Genomic DNA, 17,766 nt, shown 5'->3' on the forward strand with positions numbered 1-17,766 from the left:
ACCGTACCCAGGTACTACGCCGCCATGGCACCGTGGTGGCATTCGGGGTGTCCGCCACCCGCTCTAGCCTGGGCGCATGTCCAGCGAGAACCCCGGCGGCGCCGGCGAGACCTTCCGGCTGCTGACACGTCCCATCGCCTGGCCCGCGGCCGCGCTGGTGACGGGCCGGGCCGACCCGCCGCTCCCCGACGACCGCCCGTGGCCCGGCTGGCTGGGCTGGACGCGGCGGTTCCGGCTCGACCGGGTGCCGTACGGCCTGGCGACCCAGGTCCTCGACGTGCTCGTCGCGGTCGCCACGCTGCTCGGGACGTACTCGCTGCTGCAGAACCAGACCGCCAAGACCGAGCCGTACGCCCCGCACTGGTACCTGTTCGCGTGCTCGTTCGCGCTGGCGGTGCCGCTGGCGCTGCGGCAGCGGCATCCGGTCGGCGCGTTCCGGGTGTCGGCGTTCGCGATGCTGGTCACCACCACGCACGGCTGGATGGTGGACTCGCCGAAGGACCTGCCGTACGTGCCGGGCGGCGTCTTCGTGCTCATCCTCGTCCTTTACACGCTCGCGGCGCGCAGCCCGCGCGGCGTCACGATCGGCGCGGGGCTGGCGCTGTGGGTCGCGGCCTTCCTCCTCGACCAGCAGAACCCGGCCGGCCCGGCGGTGGTGATCGTGCTGCCGCTGCTCGCCGGCTCGCTCGTCCGGCAGCGCCACCTCGCGTACCGGGAGCTGGTCGAACGGGACGAGGCCGCGCAGCGCGAGCTGGCCGAGCAGGAGCGCCGGCACCGCGACACCGAGGCGGTGCTGAAGGAGCGGCAGCGGATCGCCCGCGAGCTGCACGACGTGGTCGCCCACCACATGTCGATGATCGCGATCCAGGCGGAGGCGGCGCCGTACACGGTGCCCGAGGTGCCCGACAAGATCCGGTCGGATCTGAAGGAGATCCGCGCGACCGCCCTGGACGCGCTCACCGAGATGCGCCGCATCCTGGGCGTGCTGCGCTCGGAGGACGGCATGGAGCGGGCCCCGCAGCCCGGCCTGGAACGGCTCGACACGCTGCTGTCCGGCACCCACGGCAGCGGGCTGTCGCTGCACACCAAGGTGGTCGGCGACCTGGACGAGGTGCCGCAGGGCGTCAGCATCACCGCGTACCGGATCCTCCAGGAGGCGCTCAGCAACGCGATGCGGCACGCGCCCGGGTCCAGGGTGGACGTCGAGCTGATCCAGAAGGAGGGCATACTCCTCCTCAGCGTCATCAACGGCCCGCCGTCCGGCGCGCAGTCCACGATCTCGCCGCCCGGCAGCGGGCACGGGCTGGTCGGCATGCGGGAGCGGGCCGCGATGCTGAACGGCGGGCTGACCGCCAAGGCCACCCCCGAAGGAGGATTCGCCGTGACCGCCACCCTGCCGCTGAAGCCGCGGGCATGACGATCCGGGTAGTGATCGTCGATGACCAGGGCATGGTCCGCACCGGGTTCGGCGTGCTCCTGAACGCCCAGCCCGACATCGAGGTGGCCGGCGAGGCGGTGAACGGCGAGGAGGGCCTGCGTGTGATCGCCGAGCTGCGCCCCGACGTCGTCCTGATGGACGTGCGGATGCCGGTGATGGACGGCCTGGAGGCCACCCGCCGGCTCCTCGGCGGCGACGCGGCCGGCGCGCCCGGCGACCCCGCCAGGCCGAAGGTGCTGATGCTGACCACCTTCGACCTCGACGACTACGTGTACGAGGCGCTGCGCGCCGGGGCCAGCGGGTTCCTGCTGAAGGACGCGTCCGCGACCGAGCTGTCGGACGCCGTCCGGGTGGTCGCCGAGGGGAACGCGCTGCTGTCCCCGTCCATCACCAAGCGGCTGATCGCCGAGTTCTCCCGGCTGGGCGCCCCGCGCGCGCCGACCCGCAAGCGGCTGGACGAGCTGACCGAGCGCGAGACCGAGGTGCTGACCCTGGTCGCGCGCGGGCTGTCCAACGGCGAGATCGCCGACGAGCTGGTCGTCGCGGAGCAGACCGTGAAGACCCACTTCGGCCGCGTCCTGATGAAGCTCGGCCTGCGGGACCGCCCGCAGGCGATCGTCTTCGCCTACGAGACGGGGCTCGTCCGCCCCGGCGATTGACCCCGGCGATTGACCCCGGCGACTGACCCCGGCGACTGACCCGCGTAGTACCCCGGTCGTACGGGGGAAGACGGCTCCCCGGGTTGATCACCGTTACGGGCCGCGGTTCCTAGCTTCCTACTCAGTGAACGTCTCGCTGAGCAGGAAGGACAGGCCGTGCGCCGCAGGACCCGCAACAGGGGCATCGCAGCGTCGCTGACGCTGGCCGCGCTCGCCGCGACCGCGGCGCCCATGACGCACCGGGAGCCGTACGCCGCCCCGGCCGCCGCCCCGGGGCTCACCTCCGCGTCGGCGCTCACCGGCCTGTACGCGGCGGTCGAGCGGGACATCCGGAAGGCCCGCTCGACCGCGCTGGCCGCGGGCGACACCGGCCGGGCCGGGACGATGACCCGCTTCCTGGCGCCGGGCCGCCGGTTCCTGGCGTTCGACCCGCGCGGGAGCGGCCGGGCCGTCGAGGTGAACGGCGACCTCGCCCGCGCCGGCCGGATCGCGGTCGTGGTGCCGGGCGCGGACGGCCTGCTCACCAACTTCGAGTCGGAGAAGTGGGCCGGCGGCGGCGCCCGCACCCTGCACCGGCGGGCCGCCGCGGTCGCGCCGGGGGCGCGGCTGGCGACGGTCGGCTGGCTCGGGTACGACTCGCCGTCCACCCGCAGCGCGGCCGTCGTCACCGATGGGCGCGCCGACGACGCCGCCCGCGCGCTGGCCCGCTTCGTGACCGGGCTGCGCCGCGTCAACCCCGGCGCCGAGGTCGCGCTGCTGTGCCACAGCTACGGGTCGGTGGTCTGCGCCAAGGCGGCGCCGCGGCTCGCCCGTTCCCAGGTGGACGAGGTCGCGCTGTACGGCAGCCCCGGCGTGGACGCCCGGTCGGCCGCCGCGTTCCGGTCCACCGCACGCCTGTGGACGGGCCGGGCGGGCGGCGACTGGACGCGGTTCGTCCCCAAGTTCCGGCTCTTCGGGCTCGGCTTCGGCGCCGACCCGGTGGCCGTCGGCGCCGCCCGCTTCGACGCCGGCGGCGGCACGCACAGCTCGTACCTGGTGCCCGGCTCCCCCGCGCTGCGCAACCTCACCATGATCGCGCTCGGCCGTGACTCGGAGGTCACCCATGCTCGCAACGCCTGACCGCCGGACCGGCCCCGCCGGCCGGCCCGCCGGGTTCGCCGCCCGCATCGGCGCGGCCACGCCCCCGAACCGGGACCGGGCGGTGGACGCCCTGCGCGCGTTCGCGATCCTCGGCGTCGTCCTCGGGCACTGGCTCGTCACGGCGTTCGTCGCCACCGGCGGCGGTGAGGGGCTGCGGGTCGCCAGCCCGCTGAAGTCGATGCCCGGCTTCACGCCCGTCTCCTGGGTGCTCCAGACGCTCGCGGTGTTCTTCCTGGTCGGCGGCTACACGGCGGCCAAGGGGTACCGGGCGGGCGAGCCGTGGGGGCCGTGGGCGCGGCGCCGGGCCGCCCGGCTGCTGCGGCCCGTGCCGGTGCTGCTGCTGGCCTGGATCCCCGCGACGGCCGCGCTGCTGTGGGCCGGGTTCTCCGGCGACACCGCGCGCGTCCTGGTCAAGCTGGTGCTCAGCCCGCTGTGGTTCCTGCTGGTGTACGGGGCGCTGACCGCGCTCACTCCGCTGTTCACCGCCCTCTGGAGCCGGCTCGGCGTCGCCGGGGTGCTGCTGCCGCTGGCCGCGACCGCCGCGATCGACGCCACCCGCTTCGGACTCGGCGGGCCGCAGTGGCTCGGCTGGGGCACCCTCCTCACCGGCTGGCTCGTCCCCTTCTACCTGGGGATGGCCTGGGCGAACGGGGCGCTCGCCGCCCGCCGCACGGCCGCCGCCATGCTGGTCGGCGGCGCCGCCGCCACCGCCGCGCTCGTCCTGTACGCGGGGTACCCGGCGAGCATGGTCGGCGTCCCGGGCGCCGAGATCTCCAACCTGAACCCGCCCACGCTGGCCGCCGTCGCGTTCGGGATCGCGCAGGCCGGGCTGGCGCTGCTGCTCCGCGAGCCGCTGCGGCGCTGGATGGAGCGCCCGCGCCCGTGGGCGGCGGTCGCGCTGGCCAACCTGTCGGCCATGACCGTCTTCCTGTGGCACCAGACCGCGATGATGGCCGTCACCGTCGGCGCCCTGCTGCTCTTCGGCGCGGTCCCCGGCCTGCACTCGCTGCCCGGCGACCCCGGCTGGGCGCTCGCCCGGCTCGGCTGGCTGCCGGTGTTCGCGGCCGCGCTGGCCGCGTTCTGGGCCCTCGCCCACCGCTTCGAGCGGCCGCGCGGAGCGGGCTGATCCCAACCTCGGGGGCGTCCCGTACATCTCTACCGAGAACACGCAGGACGACCCCCGGGTGCTCGGAGCACCGCCGGGCATCCGGTAGAAAGACGGACCATGCCGCCGCCCCGCCAGACACCTCAGCGTGCCCGACGGCTACGACGGGCCCTCGCCGGCCTCGCGACGATCGCGGGCATCATGCTGACCACCACGGGCACGGGCCACGCCGACCCGTACGCCCCGCCGCTGCCCGCCCCCGAGCTCGCCCCCTCCACGCTGGACGCCCGGTACGCGGCCGAGCGCCGCTCCATCGAGGCGGCGCTGCGCACCGCGCACGAGATCGGCGACCGGGAGCGGGCCCGGGCGCTGGGAGGGTTCCTCCGGCCGGGGCGGCACTTCCTGTACTTCGACCCGCGCGACCGGGGCCGGGCGGTCGAGGTCGTCGGCGACCTCGCGCGGGCGCGGCGGGTCGCCGTGCTCGTCCCCGGCGCCGACACCACGCTGGCCACGTTCGACGACCGCGCGGGCAAGCCGTGGTCCACCCCCGGCGGCGGGGCCCGCGCCCTCTACCGGGAGGCGGCGCGGACCGAGCCGGGCCCGGACCTCGCGGTGGTCGCCTGGCTCGGCTACGCGGCGCCGCGCACGTTCAGCGGCGACGTGCTCACCGACGAGCGCGCCGCCCACGGGGGCCGCGAGCTGCGCCGCTTCCTCGGCGGCCTGCACGAGGCCAACCCGCGCGCCTCGGTCGGGCTGCTGTGCCACAGCTACGGCTCGGTCGTGTGCGGCCGCGCCGGGCTCGAAGGGCGCGGGCCGGAGGCGGCCGCCTGGCGGCGGGTCACCGACATCGCGCTGTTCGGCAGCCCCGGCACGGCCGCGTGGTCCGCGTACGGGCTCGGCCGCGCCGCCCGCGTCTGGGCCGGGCGCGGCGCGTCCGACTGGATGGAGGACGTCCCGCACGTGCGGGTCCTCGGCCTCGGCCTCGGGCCCGACCCGGTGTCGCCGGAGTTCGGCGCGCGCGTCTTCCAGGCCGGGTCCGGCGGGCACAGCGATTACCTGGCGCCCGGGTCGCCGTCGCTGCGCAATCTCGCCGGCGTCGCGCTCGGCCGGCCGGACCAGGTGACCCAGGTCACCCGGGCGTGACTCCGGCCCGTCCAGAACCGGCCGCACCCCCCGTCCCACAAGGGCTTTCTCCGGCGGGCACTCGCGGCGTCCGGGTCGGGCCACGCCCGGAATGGTGGCACTCTGGGGGGCGTGGACACCGCGAACGAGGCCGAGATCCGGGAGCAGACGACCGAACGCCTGGAGAAGGCGATGGGCACGTTCGGCACCGCCGCGCTGGCCAGCATGGAGCAGCAGCTGCCCTGGTTCCGGCGGATGCCGCCCGACCAGCGGTCCTGGATCGGGCTGGTGGCGCAGGCCGGCATCGCCGCGTTCGTCGAGTGGTTCAAGAACGCCGAGCAGACCCGGCCCGCGATCGCCGGCGAGGTGTTCGGCACCGCGCCGCGCGAGCTGCTGCGGGCCATCAAGCTCCAGCACACCATCGACATGGTCCGGGTGATCATCGACGTGGTGGAGACCAGGCTGGGCGAGCTGGCCGCCCCCGGCGGCGAGCCGCAGCTGCGCGAGGCGATCCTGCGCTACACCCGGGACGTCGCGTTCGGCGCCGCGCAGGTCTACGCCCGCGCCGCCGAGACCCGCGCCGCCTGGGACGCCCGGCTGGAGGCCCTGGTCGTGAACGCGGTGCTGCGCGGCGAGGTCGACGACGGCATGCACTCCTGGGCCGCCGCGCTCGGCTGGACGTCCAAGCCCGTCACCGTGATCGCCGGGTACACCCCCGAGGACGAGGAGCCCGAGGTCACCATCGACCAGATGCAGCTGGCCGCCCGGCGGGCCCGGGTGGACGTGCTGGCCGGCGTGCAGGGCCGCCGGGTCGTGGTGATCGTCGGCGGTGCCGACGAGCCGCTGGAGGCCGCCCGCCCGATCGCGGCCAAGTGCGGGCCCGGCCCCGTCGTGATCGGCCCCCAGGTGGACGACCTGTACGGCTCCACCGTCTCCGCGCGGGCCGCGATGGCCGGGCTGCGCGCCGCCGCCGGCTGGCCGGACGCGCCCCGTCCCGTACCGGCCGGGGAGCTCCTGCCCGAGCGCGCGCTGGACGGCGACGACGCCGCCCGCCGCTACCTGGTGGAGGAGGTCTACAACCCGATGCTCGCGGCGGGCGCCCCGCTGCTGGACACCCTCACCACCTACCTGGAGCAGGGCTCGTCGCTGGAGGCGACGGCCCGGCTGCTGTTCGTCCACCCCAACACGGTGCGCTACCGGCTGCGCCGGGTCACCGAGCTGACCGGGCTCGCGCCGACCGACGGCCGCAACGCCTTCACGCTGCGCATCGCGCTGGTGCTCGGCCGGTTCGGCTACCGCGGCTCGCACACCGGCTCGCACACCTGAGCGCTACGCCCGTTTCGTTAACGGTCGTCCGTTCGGGGCGCTTGTAGGTCTCGTACAAAGCCCCTCGATGAAACTTCGTGCTGATCCGCATCGAGAGGCACGGGACGTTCCCGGCAGGCTGGAGCCTGTGATTCTCCTCGCATCGCCCGGCCAGGGCGCCCAGACCCCCGGATTCCTCCAGCCGTGGCTCGAGGTGCCCGGCGTCGCCGACCGCCTGGCGTGGTGGTCCGCGGTCACCGGGCTGGATCTGGTCCGCTACGGCACCACCGCCGACGCCGAGGAGATCCGCGACACCGCCGTCGCCCAGCCGCTGCTGGTCGCCGCGGCGCTGGCCGCCTACGAGGCCCTCTACGGCGACGGGACGGACGGGGCGCCGGGGGCCGTCGCCGGGCACAGCGTCGGGGAGCTGGCCGCCGCCGCCATCGCGGGCGTGCTCTCCCCGGAGGCCGCGCTCGTCCTCGTCCGGGAGCGGGGCCGCGCCATGGCCGAGGCCGCCGCGACCACCGAGACCGGCATGACCGCGGTGCTCGGCGGCGACGCCGACGAGGTCCTCGCCGCCATCGGCAAGCACGGGCTCACCCCCGCCAACGTGAACGGCGCCGGCCAGGTCGTGGCCGCCGGGACGGTCGAGCGGCTGGCCGCGTTCGCCGACGAGCCGCCCGCCAAGGCGCGCCTGCGCCCGCTGTCGGTGGCGGGCGCGTTCCACACCGAGCACATGGCCCCGGCGGTCGACACGCTGCGCCGCCTCGCGCCGGGCGCCCCGGTCGCCGACCCGCGCGCCAAACTCCTGCAGAACCGCGACGGCGCGGTCGTGGAGTCCGGCCGCGAGTTCGTGTCCCGGCTGGTCAACCAGGTCAGCGCCCCGGTCCGCTGGGACGCCTGCATGGCCTCCATGCGCGAGATCGGCGTCACGGCGATCATCGAACTGCCGCCGGCCGGTACCCTCGTGGGGCTCGCCAGGCGCGAGCTCAAGGGCCTGCCGACGCTCGCCCTCAAGACCCCCGACGACCTGGCCAAGGCCCGCGAGCTCATCAAGGGGCACTCATGAGCAAGGGCCTGCGGATCCCCGAGGTCGCCAAGGGCGCCCGGGTCCTGGCGTTCGGCGACTACCAGCCGGCCCGGGTCGTCACCAACGACGAGATCGCCGAGAAGGTCGACACCAGCGACGAGTGGATCCGGTCCCGGGTCGGCATCGCCGAGCGGCGCATCGCCGGGCCCGAGGAGGGCATCGTCGAGATGGCCGTCCAGGCCGGCGGCAAGGCGCTGGCGGGCAGCGGGCTGTCGCCCGAGGACATCGACCTGGTCATCCTCGCCACCTGCTCGGCCGAGTCGCCGATGCCCGCGTACGCGCCGCAGGTCGCCGACAAGCTCGGCATCGTCGCGCCCGGCGCGTTCGACCTGAACGCCGCCTGCGCCGGCTTCTGCTACGCGCTCGGCACCGCCAGCTCCGCCGTACGGGCCGGCAGCGCCCGCAACGTGCTGGTGCTCGGCGCCGAGAAGATGTCGCAGTGGCTCGACTGGACCGACCGCTCGACCTGCATCATCTTCGCCGACGGCGCCGGCGCCGCGGTGGTGGCCGGCAGCGACGTCCCCGGCATCGGCCCGGTGGTGTGGGGCAGCTCCGGCGACAAGTACGACAAGATCATCATCCCGGACCGGCACTCGTTCATCCGGCAGGAGGGCCAGGCGGTCTTCCGCTGGGCGACCAGCGAGGTCGCGCCGGTCGCGCTGGAGGCGTGCGAGCGCGCCGGGATCTCCCCGGCCGACCTCGCCGCCATCGTGCCGCACCAGGCCAACCTGCGAATCGTGGACGCCATCGCCCGCAAGGTGAAGGCGCCCAACGCCGTCGTGGCCGACGACATCGTCCACGCCGGCAACACCTCGGGGGCGTCGATCCCACTGGCGCTCTCCCGAATGATCGAACGCGGCGACGTCCCGTCCGGCGCCCCGGCCCTGCTGGTCGGGTTCGGCGCCGGGCTGGCCTACGCTGCCCAGGTCATCCAGATCCCGTGACCGCCTCCAGGGCACGAGGAAGCAACCCGAAAAGGAGATAGGACGCACATGGCAGTCAGCGAGAAGGAGATCCTGGACGGTCTCGCCGAGATCATCGACGACATCGTCGGCATCGACAAGTCCGAGGTGACCCCCGAGAAGAACTTCATCGACGACCTCGACATCGACTCGCTGTCGATGGTGGAGATCGCCGTGGCCGCCCAGGACAAGTTCGGTGTCGAGATCCCCGACGACGAGCTGCGCAACCTGAAGACGGTCAAGGACGTCATCAACTTCGTCCAGAACCTCCAGTCGTAAGGCGACCAGGGCGGCGCGCCACCCCTCCCGAGACCTCGGGAGGGGGCGCGCCGCGTTTCCCTACCCCCCAGTTGTGCGAGGAGCACTAACGATGAGCACTAGCCAGACCACCGTCGTCGTCACCGGGCTGGGCGCCACGACACCGCTCGGCGGAGACTGGCCGTCGACCTGGTCCGCGCTGCTCGCCGGAAAGTCCGGGGTGCGCAAGCTGGACTGGGAGGGCATCGAGGACCTGCCCGTACGGTTCGCCGCCACGCTCGCGGTGGAGCCGTCCGAGGTCTTCCCCAAGCAGCAGCTGCGCCGGCTCGACCGCAACCAGGCGATCGCGCTGACCGCGGCCCGCGAGGCGTGGACGCATGCCGGTTTCGCGCCGCCCGCACGCGCGCGCAAGGGCGCCGCCCAGGAGGACGCGGACGCCGCGCCCGCCGAGGGCTTCGTCGTGGACGGCGACCGGCTCGGGGTCGTGCTGTCCAGCGGCATCGGGGGCCTGCACACCGCGCTCGGCAGCTACGACGTCTACCGCGAGAAGGGCTGGAACCGCGTCAGCCCGTTCACCGTGCCGATGCTGATGCCGAACGGCGCGTCCGGGCACGTGGGCATCGAGTTCGGCGCGATGGCCGGCTCGCACGCGCTCGTCAGCGCCTGCGCGTCCAGCGCCGAGGCGGTCGGGTACGCGATCGACATGATCCGGGCCGGCCGCGCCGACGTGGTGATCTGCGGCGGCACCGAGGCGTGCATCCACCCGCTGCAGCTGGCCTCGTTCGGCTCCATGCGGGCGCTGTCGACGCGCAACGACGAGCCGGAGCGCGCGTCCCGCCCGTACGACAAGAACCGCGACGGCTTCGTGCTCGCCGAAGGCTCGGCCGTGATGATCCTGGAGTCGGAGGAGCACGCGCGCGCCCGCGGCGCCACCGTCCACGGCATCGCCGCCGGCTGCGGCTACTCCGGCGACGCGCACGACATCGTGCAGCCCGAGCCGACCGGCGCCGGCCAGTCCAAGGCGATGCGCCGGGCGATGCGGGACGCCGGGCTGGAGCCGTCCGACATCAAGCACATCAACGCGCACGCCACGTCCACGCCGCAGGGCGACGTGGCCGAGCTGGCCTCCATCAAGGTCGCGCTCGGCGACGCCGCGTCCGACGTCGTGGTGACCGGCACCAAGTCGATGACCGGGCACCTGCTCGGCGGCGCCGGCGCGCTGGAGTCGCTGATCACCATCGCGGCGCTGCGCGACGGCCTGGTGCCGCCCACCATCAACCTGGAGGACCTCGACGACGAGGCCGACCTGGACATCGTGCGGGGAGAGCCCCGCAAGCTGCCGGACGGCCCGCTCGCCGCCCTCAACAACTCGTTCGGCTTCGGCGGCCACAACGTGTCGGTCGCCTTCCGCCGCGCCTGAGCGCGCGGCGCACCGACGGCAGGACCCTGGCCTCCGCCTCCCGGCGGGACCAGGGTCCTTTCACGTCACGTCACGTCACGTCACGTCGTGCCGCAGCGGGTCGGTCACACGGCGGCGTGCAGCCAGCGCACGGGCGCGCCGTCGCCGGCCCGCCGGAACGGCTCCAGCTCGTTGTCCCAAGGCGTGCCGAGCAACCGGTCGAGCTCGCCCTCCAGCGAGCCCTTGCCGACCGCGGCGTTCGCCATCACCGCCCGCAGCCGGTCCTCGGGGACCATGATGTCGCCGGCGGCGCCGATCACCCCGGTGAAGACGCCCAGCGACGGCGTGAAGCTGTAGCGGACGCCGTCGCAGCCGGGGGTGGCGTCCTCGGTGACCTCGAAGCGCACGAGCTTCCAGTTGCGCAGCGCGGAGGTGATCCCGGCGGCGGTACCGGGCTTGCCCTCCCAATGCAGTTCGGCGCGCAATGTCCCCGGCGCGGCCGCCTGATCGGCCCACTCAAGGGAAACGGGCACGCCGAGAACACCTGCGGCGGCCCATTCAACATGCGGGCTCAGCGCAGGTGGCGCGGAGTGGACGTAGAAAACGCCACGTGCGGTCACCGGACCTCCTGGATCTGTACTGAGGCTCGTCTTCCCCTACGGCCTCGCACACCCCAAGACGGCGTCCGCGCCCCTCATTCTGCATCATCGGCACGGGTCGCACCACCGCGCGACCGCTGTTTGCCGAAGCCTTGCCCGCCGATCACCTCCGCGGCGGGGCGGCCGCGCCGCGTCCCGGCGGCGCCGCCGGAGGGGCCCGGACATGCGACGGCCCCGCTCGCCCGTCCCGCGGAAACCCCCGTCCTGCGGCGTCGGCGAGCGGTGGTCAGGTGGCCGTCGCGTGTCAGAACGCTACGCGGAGCCGGGTCCCGGCGGGGAGGGACGGCGGTCCCGCCGACGCCGGGCCGTACACCCGAGACTCCGGAACGTGATGACCAAGATCACACCGGTGGCGGCCGCCGAGAGGTACGCGACGTAGTCGCCGAACCGGTCGTACGGCGTCCGGTGGCCGGCCGGCGGCACGGCCAGCGTGACCACGGCCGCGCCGCGGCGGCCGGTGTCCAGCCACGCCAGCCGCCGGCCCTGGGCGTCGAACGCCGCCGACACCCCGGTGAGCGCGGCCTGCACGGCGGGACGGCCCGTCTCCGCCGCGCGCACGGCCGCGAGCGAGGCGTGCTGCGGCGGCGCCCAGCTCTCCTGGAACGTGGACGTCGACGACTGGTACACCAGCACCTGGGCGCCCCTGCCGGCGACCGCCCGCGCGTAGTCGGGGAACGTGGACTCGAAGCAGATGAGCGGGCCGATGGTGACGCCGTCCACGCGCATGACGCGCACGCCCGTCCCCGGGACCCGGTCCTCGCCCGCCGCCCCGCTGACGCTCGCCAGCCAGCCGAGCGCCGACCGGAACGGGACGTACTCGCCGAACGGCACCAGCCTCGTCTTCACGTATCGATCGCGCGTGCCGTCGGGGCGCAGCAGGATCGCGCTCTTGGAGATGCGACCGCCGGCGTCCCGGGCGTCCTCGTTCACGAGCACCGGGCGGGTCCTGGCGAGCGCCTCCAGGCGAGCGGACACCCTGGCGTCGCGTACGACGTCGTACCCGACGCTGCTCTCCCCCCATACGGCGAGGTCCACCGGCGGTAGCGCGGCCGTGATGCGCTCTCCTGCGTCGAGGCGTACAGCCCGGTTGTGAACGATGCCGGTCTGCACGAGCGCGATGCGGACCGTACGGTCGGCGGGCGGCGCGGGACGGATCGCCCACGCGAGCGGGGCGGTGCAGGCGAGCGCCACCGCGAGCACGGCGAAGCCCGGCTTCCTGGAGACGACGGCCATCGCGATCGCCGTGTTGACCGCCACCAGGACGAACGAGACGAGCCACACGCCTCCCACGGCCGCCAGGCTCAGCATGACCGGGTGCTTCCACTGCGTCGCCCCGAGCAGCGCCCACGGCCCGCCCAGGCGCGGCCAGTAGCGCACGAACTCGATGCTCACCCAGACGCACGGCAGCACCACCACCGCCGCCACCGGGGACAGCCGATGCGCCGCCGCGCCCCACACAGCCCACAGGGCGCCGAAGACGGCGGCGACGAGCAGCAGCCCCGGGCCGATGTTGGGGACCGTCCAGTAGAGGGCCGCCAGCAGGTATCCGGTGCCGAACCACCAGCCGCGGTACGCCGCCGTACGGGCGTCCGGTGCCGACCGCATCAGCAGCAGACCCGGGACCAGGACCACCCACGCGAGCCACGACAGCGCGGGGCGCGGGAACGCGAGCACGGGCAGCACCCCGCAGGCCAGGCAGGCGGCGCGGGCCCACCGTTCGGACGCGGAACTCAGGGGCCGCACCACCGCACGTCCGATCACGTCTCCAGTAACGCACATTTTCCCGAACCGCCATCGCACCACCCCACATACGTGCACCATGGGTGAATTAATGGTCACTCCACGTGAAAGCGAGGTCCGATGTTCGACCAAGAGGCACGGCTGGAGCGGCTGCTGGCCCGCCATCCGGACGCCGCCGTCGTGGAGCCCGTCCCGGGCCGCCCGGCCCTGATCCGCCGGGACCAGCTCCTCGTCGCCGGGCCCGACGCGGCCGCCGTCGAGGACCGCGTCCGGCGCTGGTACGACTCGCGCCGCGACGAGCACGGCGTCGCGAGCCTGCGGCTGCGCCCGCGGGCCAAGGTGGACGTGTGCGAGCTGGCCGCGCGGCTCGCCGGCGACGCCCGGCACCGCAGCCTCGGCGCCTCCCCCAACCACCTCGTGCAGGGGCAGCCGCTCTGGTGGAGCGGCCCCGCCGACCTGCCCCGGCCCGCCGCGCCGCTTCCCGCGCCCGTCCCGGCCGCGCCGCCGCGGCGCGAGGTGACGGTCGCCGTCCTCGACACGGGCCTGTGGCCGCACCCCTGGTACGAGCACGCCGCGTGGTACGCGCCGCAGCGGGAGGAGGCGATGGAGGTCCTGGACGCCGACCTGGACTACGAGCTCGACGCGCAGGCCGGGCACGGCACGTTCGTCGCGGGCGTGCTGCTGGGCCGCGCCCCGTCGGCGCGGCTGCGCGCGTACCGCGTCATCGGCGGCGACGGGGTGGGCGACGAGCTGGACGTCATCCGCGCGCTCGGCCGGCTGGCCGCGGCGGGCGGCGCCGACGTGGTCAACCTGTCGATCGGCTGCCACACCTACGACGACCGCCCGTCCCCGGTGCTGGCGCGCGCCGTAGCGGCGCTCGGCCGCGGCACGGCCGTCGTCGCGTGCGCGGGCAACACCGCCACCGACCGGCCGTTCTGGCCCGCCGCGCTGAAGCCGGTGATCGCCGTGGCGGCGCTGGACGGCCCCGACCGCGCCTGGTTCTCCAACTACGGCTGGTGGGTGGACGCCTGCGCGCCGGGGACCGCCGTCACCAGCAGCTTCGTGCGGTTCGGCGCGTTCGGCGGGTACGCGACCTGGAGCGGCACGTCGTTCGCGGCGCCGGACGTCGCGGGCCGCATCGCCGATCTGGCCGCGGCCGGCGGCGGGACGGCCGCGGAGGCCGCCGACCGGCTGCTGGCGGGCGCCGGCCGCTCGCTGCCCGACCTCGGCGCGGTCATCGGCGCCGACGCCCCGGCCGCCGAGGAACGGGTCGCCAGTGGACGGGCGTGACACCGCCGACGCGGCGGAGCTGGTCGAACGGGCCCGGCACGGCGACGGCGCCGCGTGGGCGCGGCTGGTGGAGCTGTACAGCGGGCTGCTGTGGTCGGTCGCGCGCTCGTACGGCCTGGGCGAGGCGGACGCGGGGGACGCGGTGCAGACGACATGGCTGCGGCTGGTCGAGCGGATCGACGGGATCGAGCGGCCGGGCGCGGTCGGGCGCTGGCTGGTGGTGACGGTGCGCCGGGAGAGCATGCGCACCGCCCGCCGCGCCTCGCGGCAGGCGGCGCTGGGCGCGGCGGACGCGCTCCCCGCCGCGGCGCGGGAGCCCGAGGAGATCGCGCTGGCGCGGGAGCGGTTCGGGCAGGTCGCCGCGGCGCTGCAGGCGCTCCCCCGGCGCTGCCAGGTGCTGCTGCGGCTGTTCGCGCTCGCGCCGAGCTACGCGGAGCTGTCTGCGGCGCTGGAGATGCCGGTCGGCAGCATCGGCCCCACCCGGGCCCGGTGCCTGGAGAGCCTGCTGCGGCGGCTCGCATGACGCGCCGCATGGACCACGACGACCTGCTGGCGCGGGTCCGGGAGACGTACCAGGCGCTCGACCCCGTACCCGCCGAGGTGCTGGCCTCCGCCCGCGCGGCGCTGGCCTGGCGCCGCCCCGGCGCGGAGCTGGCCGGCCTCACCGGCGACCACACCGGCCTGGCGGGCGCCGTCCGCGGCACCCCGGCGCGCACGCTCACGTTCACCGCCCGGGACACGGTGATCGAGTTGGAGATCGCCGGCACCGGCCGGGAGCGCGAGATCGCGGGCCGCCTGGCCCCGCCGTCCCCCGCCCGCATCCGCGTCCGCCACCCCGCCCTGCCGCCCGAGGGCCCGGAGACCCGCGCCGACGACACCGGCCACTTCGCCCTCCCCGGCATCCCCGAGGGCCTGGTCAGCCTCCTCTTCCACCTCCCGGACGGAACGTCCGTCGTCACAAGCTGGATCCGCCTGTGACCGGCACGCCCCCACCCCCTGAACACCTTCACCCGACCTTCGACGGCGGCACCGACGATCGTGGCGGCGCGAGCGAAGGCGACGGCGCGGACCTCTCGGCGGAGGCGCTCGGGCTGTTGCGGCTCTCGGCGGCGGATCCGGCGGCCTGCTACGCGCGGGCACGGGCGCTGGTGGCGCGGGCCGAGACGGCCGGCGACCCGGCCTCCGCGCTGGTCGCGCTGCGGGCCGCCGGGCTGGCGGCCAAGGAGCTGGGGCTGCTGGAGGAGGGCATCGCCCTGCTGCGCCGGGCCCTGGCCCGCGCGGACGGGTACGGCGCCGCGCTCGTGCGGATGAACCTGGTCGGGCTGCTGGCCGCGCGCGGCGACGTGCGGGAGGCGCTCGCGGAGGCGGAGCGGGCGGAGGACGTCCTGCGCGGCCCCGACGCCGACCGGCTGGCGGCCAACGTCGCCTGCGCGCTCGCCCGTGCCGGGCGCGTGGCGGAGGCCGGGCGGGTGGCCGCGGAGGCGCTGCCCCGGCTGCGCCGCGGCGGCGATCCGGTGACGCTGACCGGGCTGCTCACCAACCTGGGCCTGGCGCGGGCCCTGACGGGCGACCTCGGCACGGCCGAGACGGCGCTGAACGAGGCCGTCGCCGCCGGGGAGGCCGCCGGTCTCGCGCATCTGGCGGCGATGGCGCGGGCGAACCTCGCGTTCGCCGCGTCCAGGAGGGGCGACGTGCCGCGCGCGCTGCGGCTGTTCGCCGCCGCCGAGCCGGGGCTGACCCGCGAGCGCGTCGCGCAGTGCCGGTTCGACCTCGGCGAGACCCTCGTCCAGGCGGGCCTGCCCGGGGAGGCCCGCCCGCTGCTGGCGGCGACGCTGGAGGAGGTCGCGGCGCACGGGTACCGCTGCGACATCGCGGACGGCCTGCTGCTGCTCGCGCACGCCGAGCTGGCCGGCGGCGATCCGGAGCGGGCGGCCGGGACGGCCGAGCGGGCCCGCGCGGCGTTCGCCGCGCAGGAGCGCACCGGGTGGATGCCGCTCGCCGAGCACTGCCTGCTCCGCGCCCGCTGGGCGGCGGGCGACCGGTCGGCCGTGTTCCTCCGCACGGCCGCCGCGACCGCCGACCGGCTCGCCGAGGGCGGCTGGGCGGACACCGCCGCCGAGGCCCGCGTGATCGCCGCCCGGATCGCCCTCGCGCTGGGCCGTCCGGCCGGCCATCTGCTGGAGCCGGTGGCCCGCGCCCGCGAGGAGGGCCCGCCGCCGCTGCGGGCCGCCGCGTGGCACGCCGCCGCGCTGGACCGCTGGGCGTGCGGGGACGACGACGGCGCGCGCGGCGCGGTCGACGCCGGGCTGCGGGTCGTGGAGGAGTACGCGGAGGTGTTCGGCGCGCTGGAGCTGCGCGCGCGTGCCGCGGGGCTGGGCGAGGAACTGGCCGCGTTCGGGCTGCGGCTGGCCCGGTCGGCGCGCGAGCTGCTGCTGGCCGAGGAGCGCCGCCGCGCGGCCGTACGCCCGGTGTCGCTGCGGCCGCCGCGCGATCCGGTGCGCGCGGCGGCCCTCTCCGAGCTGCGCGCGCTCAGCGCCCGGCACGCCGCGGCCCGCGCGCACGACGCGCCGCCCGCCGAGGTGTCCCGGCTGGAGGCGGCGATCCGGGCCCGGACGCGCACCCGGTCCGGCGAGCCGGGCGCCCGAGTCCCGCTGGACGCCGCCCGGCTGGAGGCGGCGCTGGGCGCTCGTACGCTCGTCGAGTTGGTCCGGGTGGAGAACGACCTGCACGCCGTCACCGTCGGCGAGGGCCGGTTCCAGCACCACCACCTCGCCCCTTACGACGAGGCGCTCCACCACGCGCGGCTCGCGTGCTTCGCCCTGCGGCGCCTGGCGCTGCGCAAGGACGACTCGCAGGCGCGTACCGGCCTCGATCGCGCCTGCGAGCGCCTCGACCGCCTCCTGGCCCCGCTGGGACGCCAGGGCGGCGAGCTGGTCATCGCCCCTACCGGCCTGCTGCACGCGCTGCCCTGGGCGGTCCTGCCGTTCCTGCGCGGCCGTCCGTACACGATCGTCCCCTCGGCCGCCGCCTGGCTGCGGGCCCGTTCCGCCGACGTGCCCCGGCCGTCCCGCCGGGTCGTGCTGGCCTCGGGGCCCGGGCTGGCGCACGCTCAGGAGGAGGTCAGGGCGGTGCGGCGCCTCTACCCGGACGCCCGCTCCTTCCTCGGCCCGGCGGCGCGGGCGGAGACCATTCGGGACGCCCTCGCGGGCGCCGACGTCGCGCACCTGGCGGCGCACGGCGAGTTCCGCGACGGCGGCGCGCTGTTCTCCCGGCTGCGGCTGGCCGATGGCCCGCTGATGCTCTGCGACCTGGAGGAGCTGGCCGCCCCGCCGCGGCTGGTCGTGCTGTCGGCCTGCGACCTCGGCCGTACGGGCGAGGGCGACCGGGACGCGGTGACGAGCATGGTCGGCGTGCTCCTGGCGCTCGGGACCGCCACCGTGATCGCGAGCGTGGCGCCGGTCGGCGACGCGGACGCCCCGGCGTTCATGGCCGCCTTCCATGCCCGGCTGGTCGCGGGCCGCACACCGGCCGAGGCCCTGGCCGACGTCGACCGGTCCGCGGGAGTGGCGGGGTTCAACTGCTACGGCGCGGGATGACCG

Annotated in this window: 16 protein-coding genes; 14 read left to right on the top strand and 2 right to left on the bottom strand. The window is 75.8% G+C overall.

Annotation, left to right across the window (positions count from 1 at the left end; translation table 11 throughout):
* Positions 1-76 precede the first annotated feature (76 nt).
* The 10 genes from AB0881_RS23675 (at position 77) to AB0881_RS23720 (ending at position 10,499) form a co-directional block, all read left to right on the top strand.
* Positions 77-1,417: a sensor histidine kinase gene (locus AB0881_RS23675; protein WP_366619931.1), complete on the top strand. Its 1,341-nt coding sequence runs from the start codon at positions 77-79 to the stop codon at positions 1,415-1,417.
* A complete protein-coding gene (locus AB0881_RS23680; protein ID WP_366619933.1) occupies positions 1,414-2,097 on the top strand; it encodes a response regulator transcription factor in 684 nt (227 codons plus the stop codon). The genes AB0881_RS23675 and AB0881_RS23680 overlap by 4 nt, the downstream gene beginning before the upstream one ends.
* Positions 2,098-2,253: 156 nt before the next feature.
* Positions 2,254-3,216 (top strand): alpha/beta hydrolase, encoded by a 963-nt coding sequence (locus AB0881_RS23685; RefSeq protein ID WP_366619935.1) that lies wholly within the window; start codon positions 2,254-2,256, stop codon positions 3,214-3,216.
* The gene (locus tag AB0881_RS23690) at positions 3,200-4,363 is read left to right on the top strand and encodes an acyltransferase (RefSeq protein WP_366619937.1); all 1,164 of its coding nucleotides are present in this window, start codon (positions 3,200-3,202) and stop codon (positions 4,361-4,363) included. The genes AB0881_RS23685 and AB0881_RS23690 overlap by 17 nt, the downstream gene beginning before the upstream one ends.
* Positions 4,364-4,543: 180 nt before the next feature.
* Positions 4,544-5,485: an alpha/beta hydrolase gene (locus AB0881_RS23695; protein ID WP_366619939.1), complete on the top strand. Its 942-nt coding sequence runs from the start codon at positions 4,544-4,546 to the stop codon at positions 5,483-5,485.
* Between the two features lie 111 nt (positions 5,486-5,596).
* Complete coding sequence (locus AB0881_RS23700; RefSeq protein ID WP_366619941.1) at positions 5,597-6,790, top strand: helix-turn-helix domain-containing protein; 1,194 nt, start codon at positions 5,597-5,599, stop codon at positions 6,788-6,790.
* Positions 6,791-6,917: 127 nt separating this feature from the next.
* On the top strand, positions 6,918-7,838 hold the full coding sequence (locus AB0881_RS23705; protein WP_366619942.1) for an ACP S-malonyltransferase: 921 nt from the start codon (positions 6,918-6,920) through the stop codon (positions 7,836-7,838).
* Entirely contained in the window at positions 7,835-8,803 is a 969-nt protein-coding gene (locus AB0881_RS23710) for a beta-ketoacyl-ACP synthase III (RefSeq protein WP_366619943.1), read from the top strand. The genes AB0881_RS23705 and AB0881_RS23710 overlap by 4 nt, the downstream gene beginning before the upstream one ends.
* A 48-nt stretch (positions 8,804-8,851) precedes the next feature.
* A complete protein-coding gene (locus tag AB0881_RS23715; protein WP_366619945.1) occupies positions 8,852-9,100 on the top strand; it encodes an acyl carrier protein in 249 nt (82 codons plus the stop codon).
* A gap of 91 nt (positions 9,101-9,191) precedes the next feature.
* Positions 9,192-10,499, top strand: coding sequence for a beta-ketoacyl-[acyl-carrier-protein] synthase family protein (locus AB0881_RS23720; protein WP_366619947.1), 1,308 nt, complete (start codon positions 9,192-9,194; stop codon positions 10,497-10,499).
* 104 nt (positions 10,500-10,603) lie between these two features.
* Here the strand turns inward: AB0881_RS23720 and AB0881_RS23725 are convergent, their stop codons facing one another.
* Together AB0881_RS23725 and lnt are read right to left on the bottom strand one after the other, a co-directional pair.
* Complete coding sequence (locus AB0881_RS23725) at positions 10,604-11,098, bottom strand: DUF3145 domain-containing protein (protein WP_366619949.1); 495 nt, start codon at positions 11,096-11,098, stop codon at positions 10,604-10,606.
* A 291-nt stretch (positions 11,099-11,389) separates the two neighbouring features.
* On the bottom strand, positions 11,390-12,898 hold the full coding sequence (gene lnt, locus AB0881_RS23730; protein WP_366619950.1) for an apolipoprotein N-acyltransferase: 1,509 nt from the start codon (positions 12,896-12,898) through the stop codon (positions 11,390-11,392).
* A gap of 99 nt (positions 12,899-12,997) precedes the next feature.
* Between lnt and AB0881_RS23735 the strand changes: the two genes are divergently transcribed.
* From AB0881_RS23735 to AB0881_RS23750, 4 genes are read left to right on the top strand one after another with little or no spacing between them, the layout of a single operon-like run.
* Positions 12,998-14,167 (top strand): S8/S53 family peptidase, encoded by a 1,170-nt coding sequence (locus tag AB0881_RS23735; RefSeq protein ID WP_366619952.1) that lies wholly within the window; start codon positions 12,998-13,000, stop codon positions 14,165-14,167.
* Positions 14,154-14,690, top strand: coding sequence for a sigma-70 family RNA polymerase sigma factor (locus AB0881_RS23740; protein WP_366619954.1), 537 nt, complete (start codon positions 14,154-14,156; stop codon positions 14,688-14,690). Before AB0881_RS23735 ends, AB0881_RS23740 begins: the two co-directional genes overlap by 14 nt.
* An 8-nt stretch (positions 14,691-14,698) precedes the next feature.
* Positions 14,699-15,145, top strand: coding sequence for a hypothetical protein (locus AB0881_RS23745; RefSeq protein WP_366619956.1), 447 nt, complete (start codon positions 14,699-14,701; stop codon positions 15,143-15,145).
* Positions 15,142-17,763, top strand: a complete 2,622-nt coding sequence (locus AB0881_RS23750) for a CHAT domain-containing protein (protein WP_366619958.1) — start codon at positions 15,142-15,144, stop codon at positions 17,761-17,763. Before AB0881_RS23745 ends, AB0881_RS23750 begins: the two co-directional genes overlap by 4 nt.
* The last annotated feature ends 3 nt before the right edge of the window (positions 17,764-17,766 follow it).

This window comes from Spirillospora sp. NPDC029432, assembly GCF_040703975.1.
GTDB lineage: Bacteria > Actinomycetota > Actinomycetes > Streptosporangiales > Streptosporangiaceae > Spirillospora.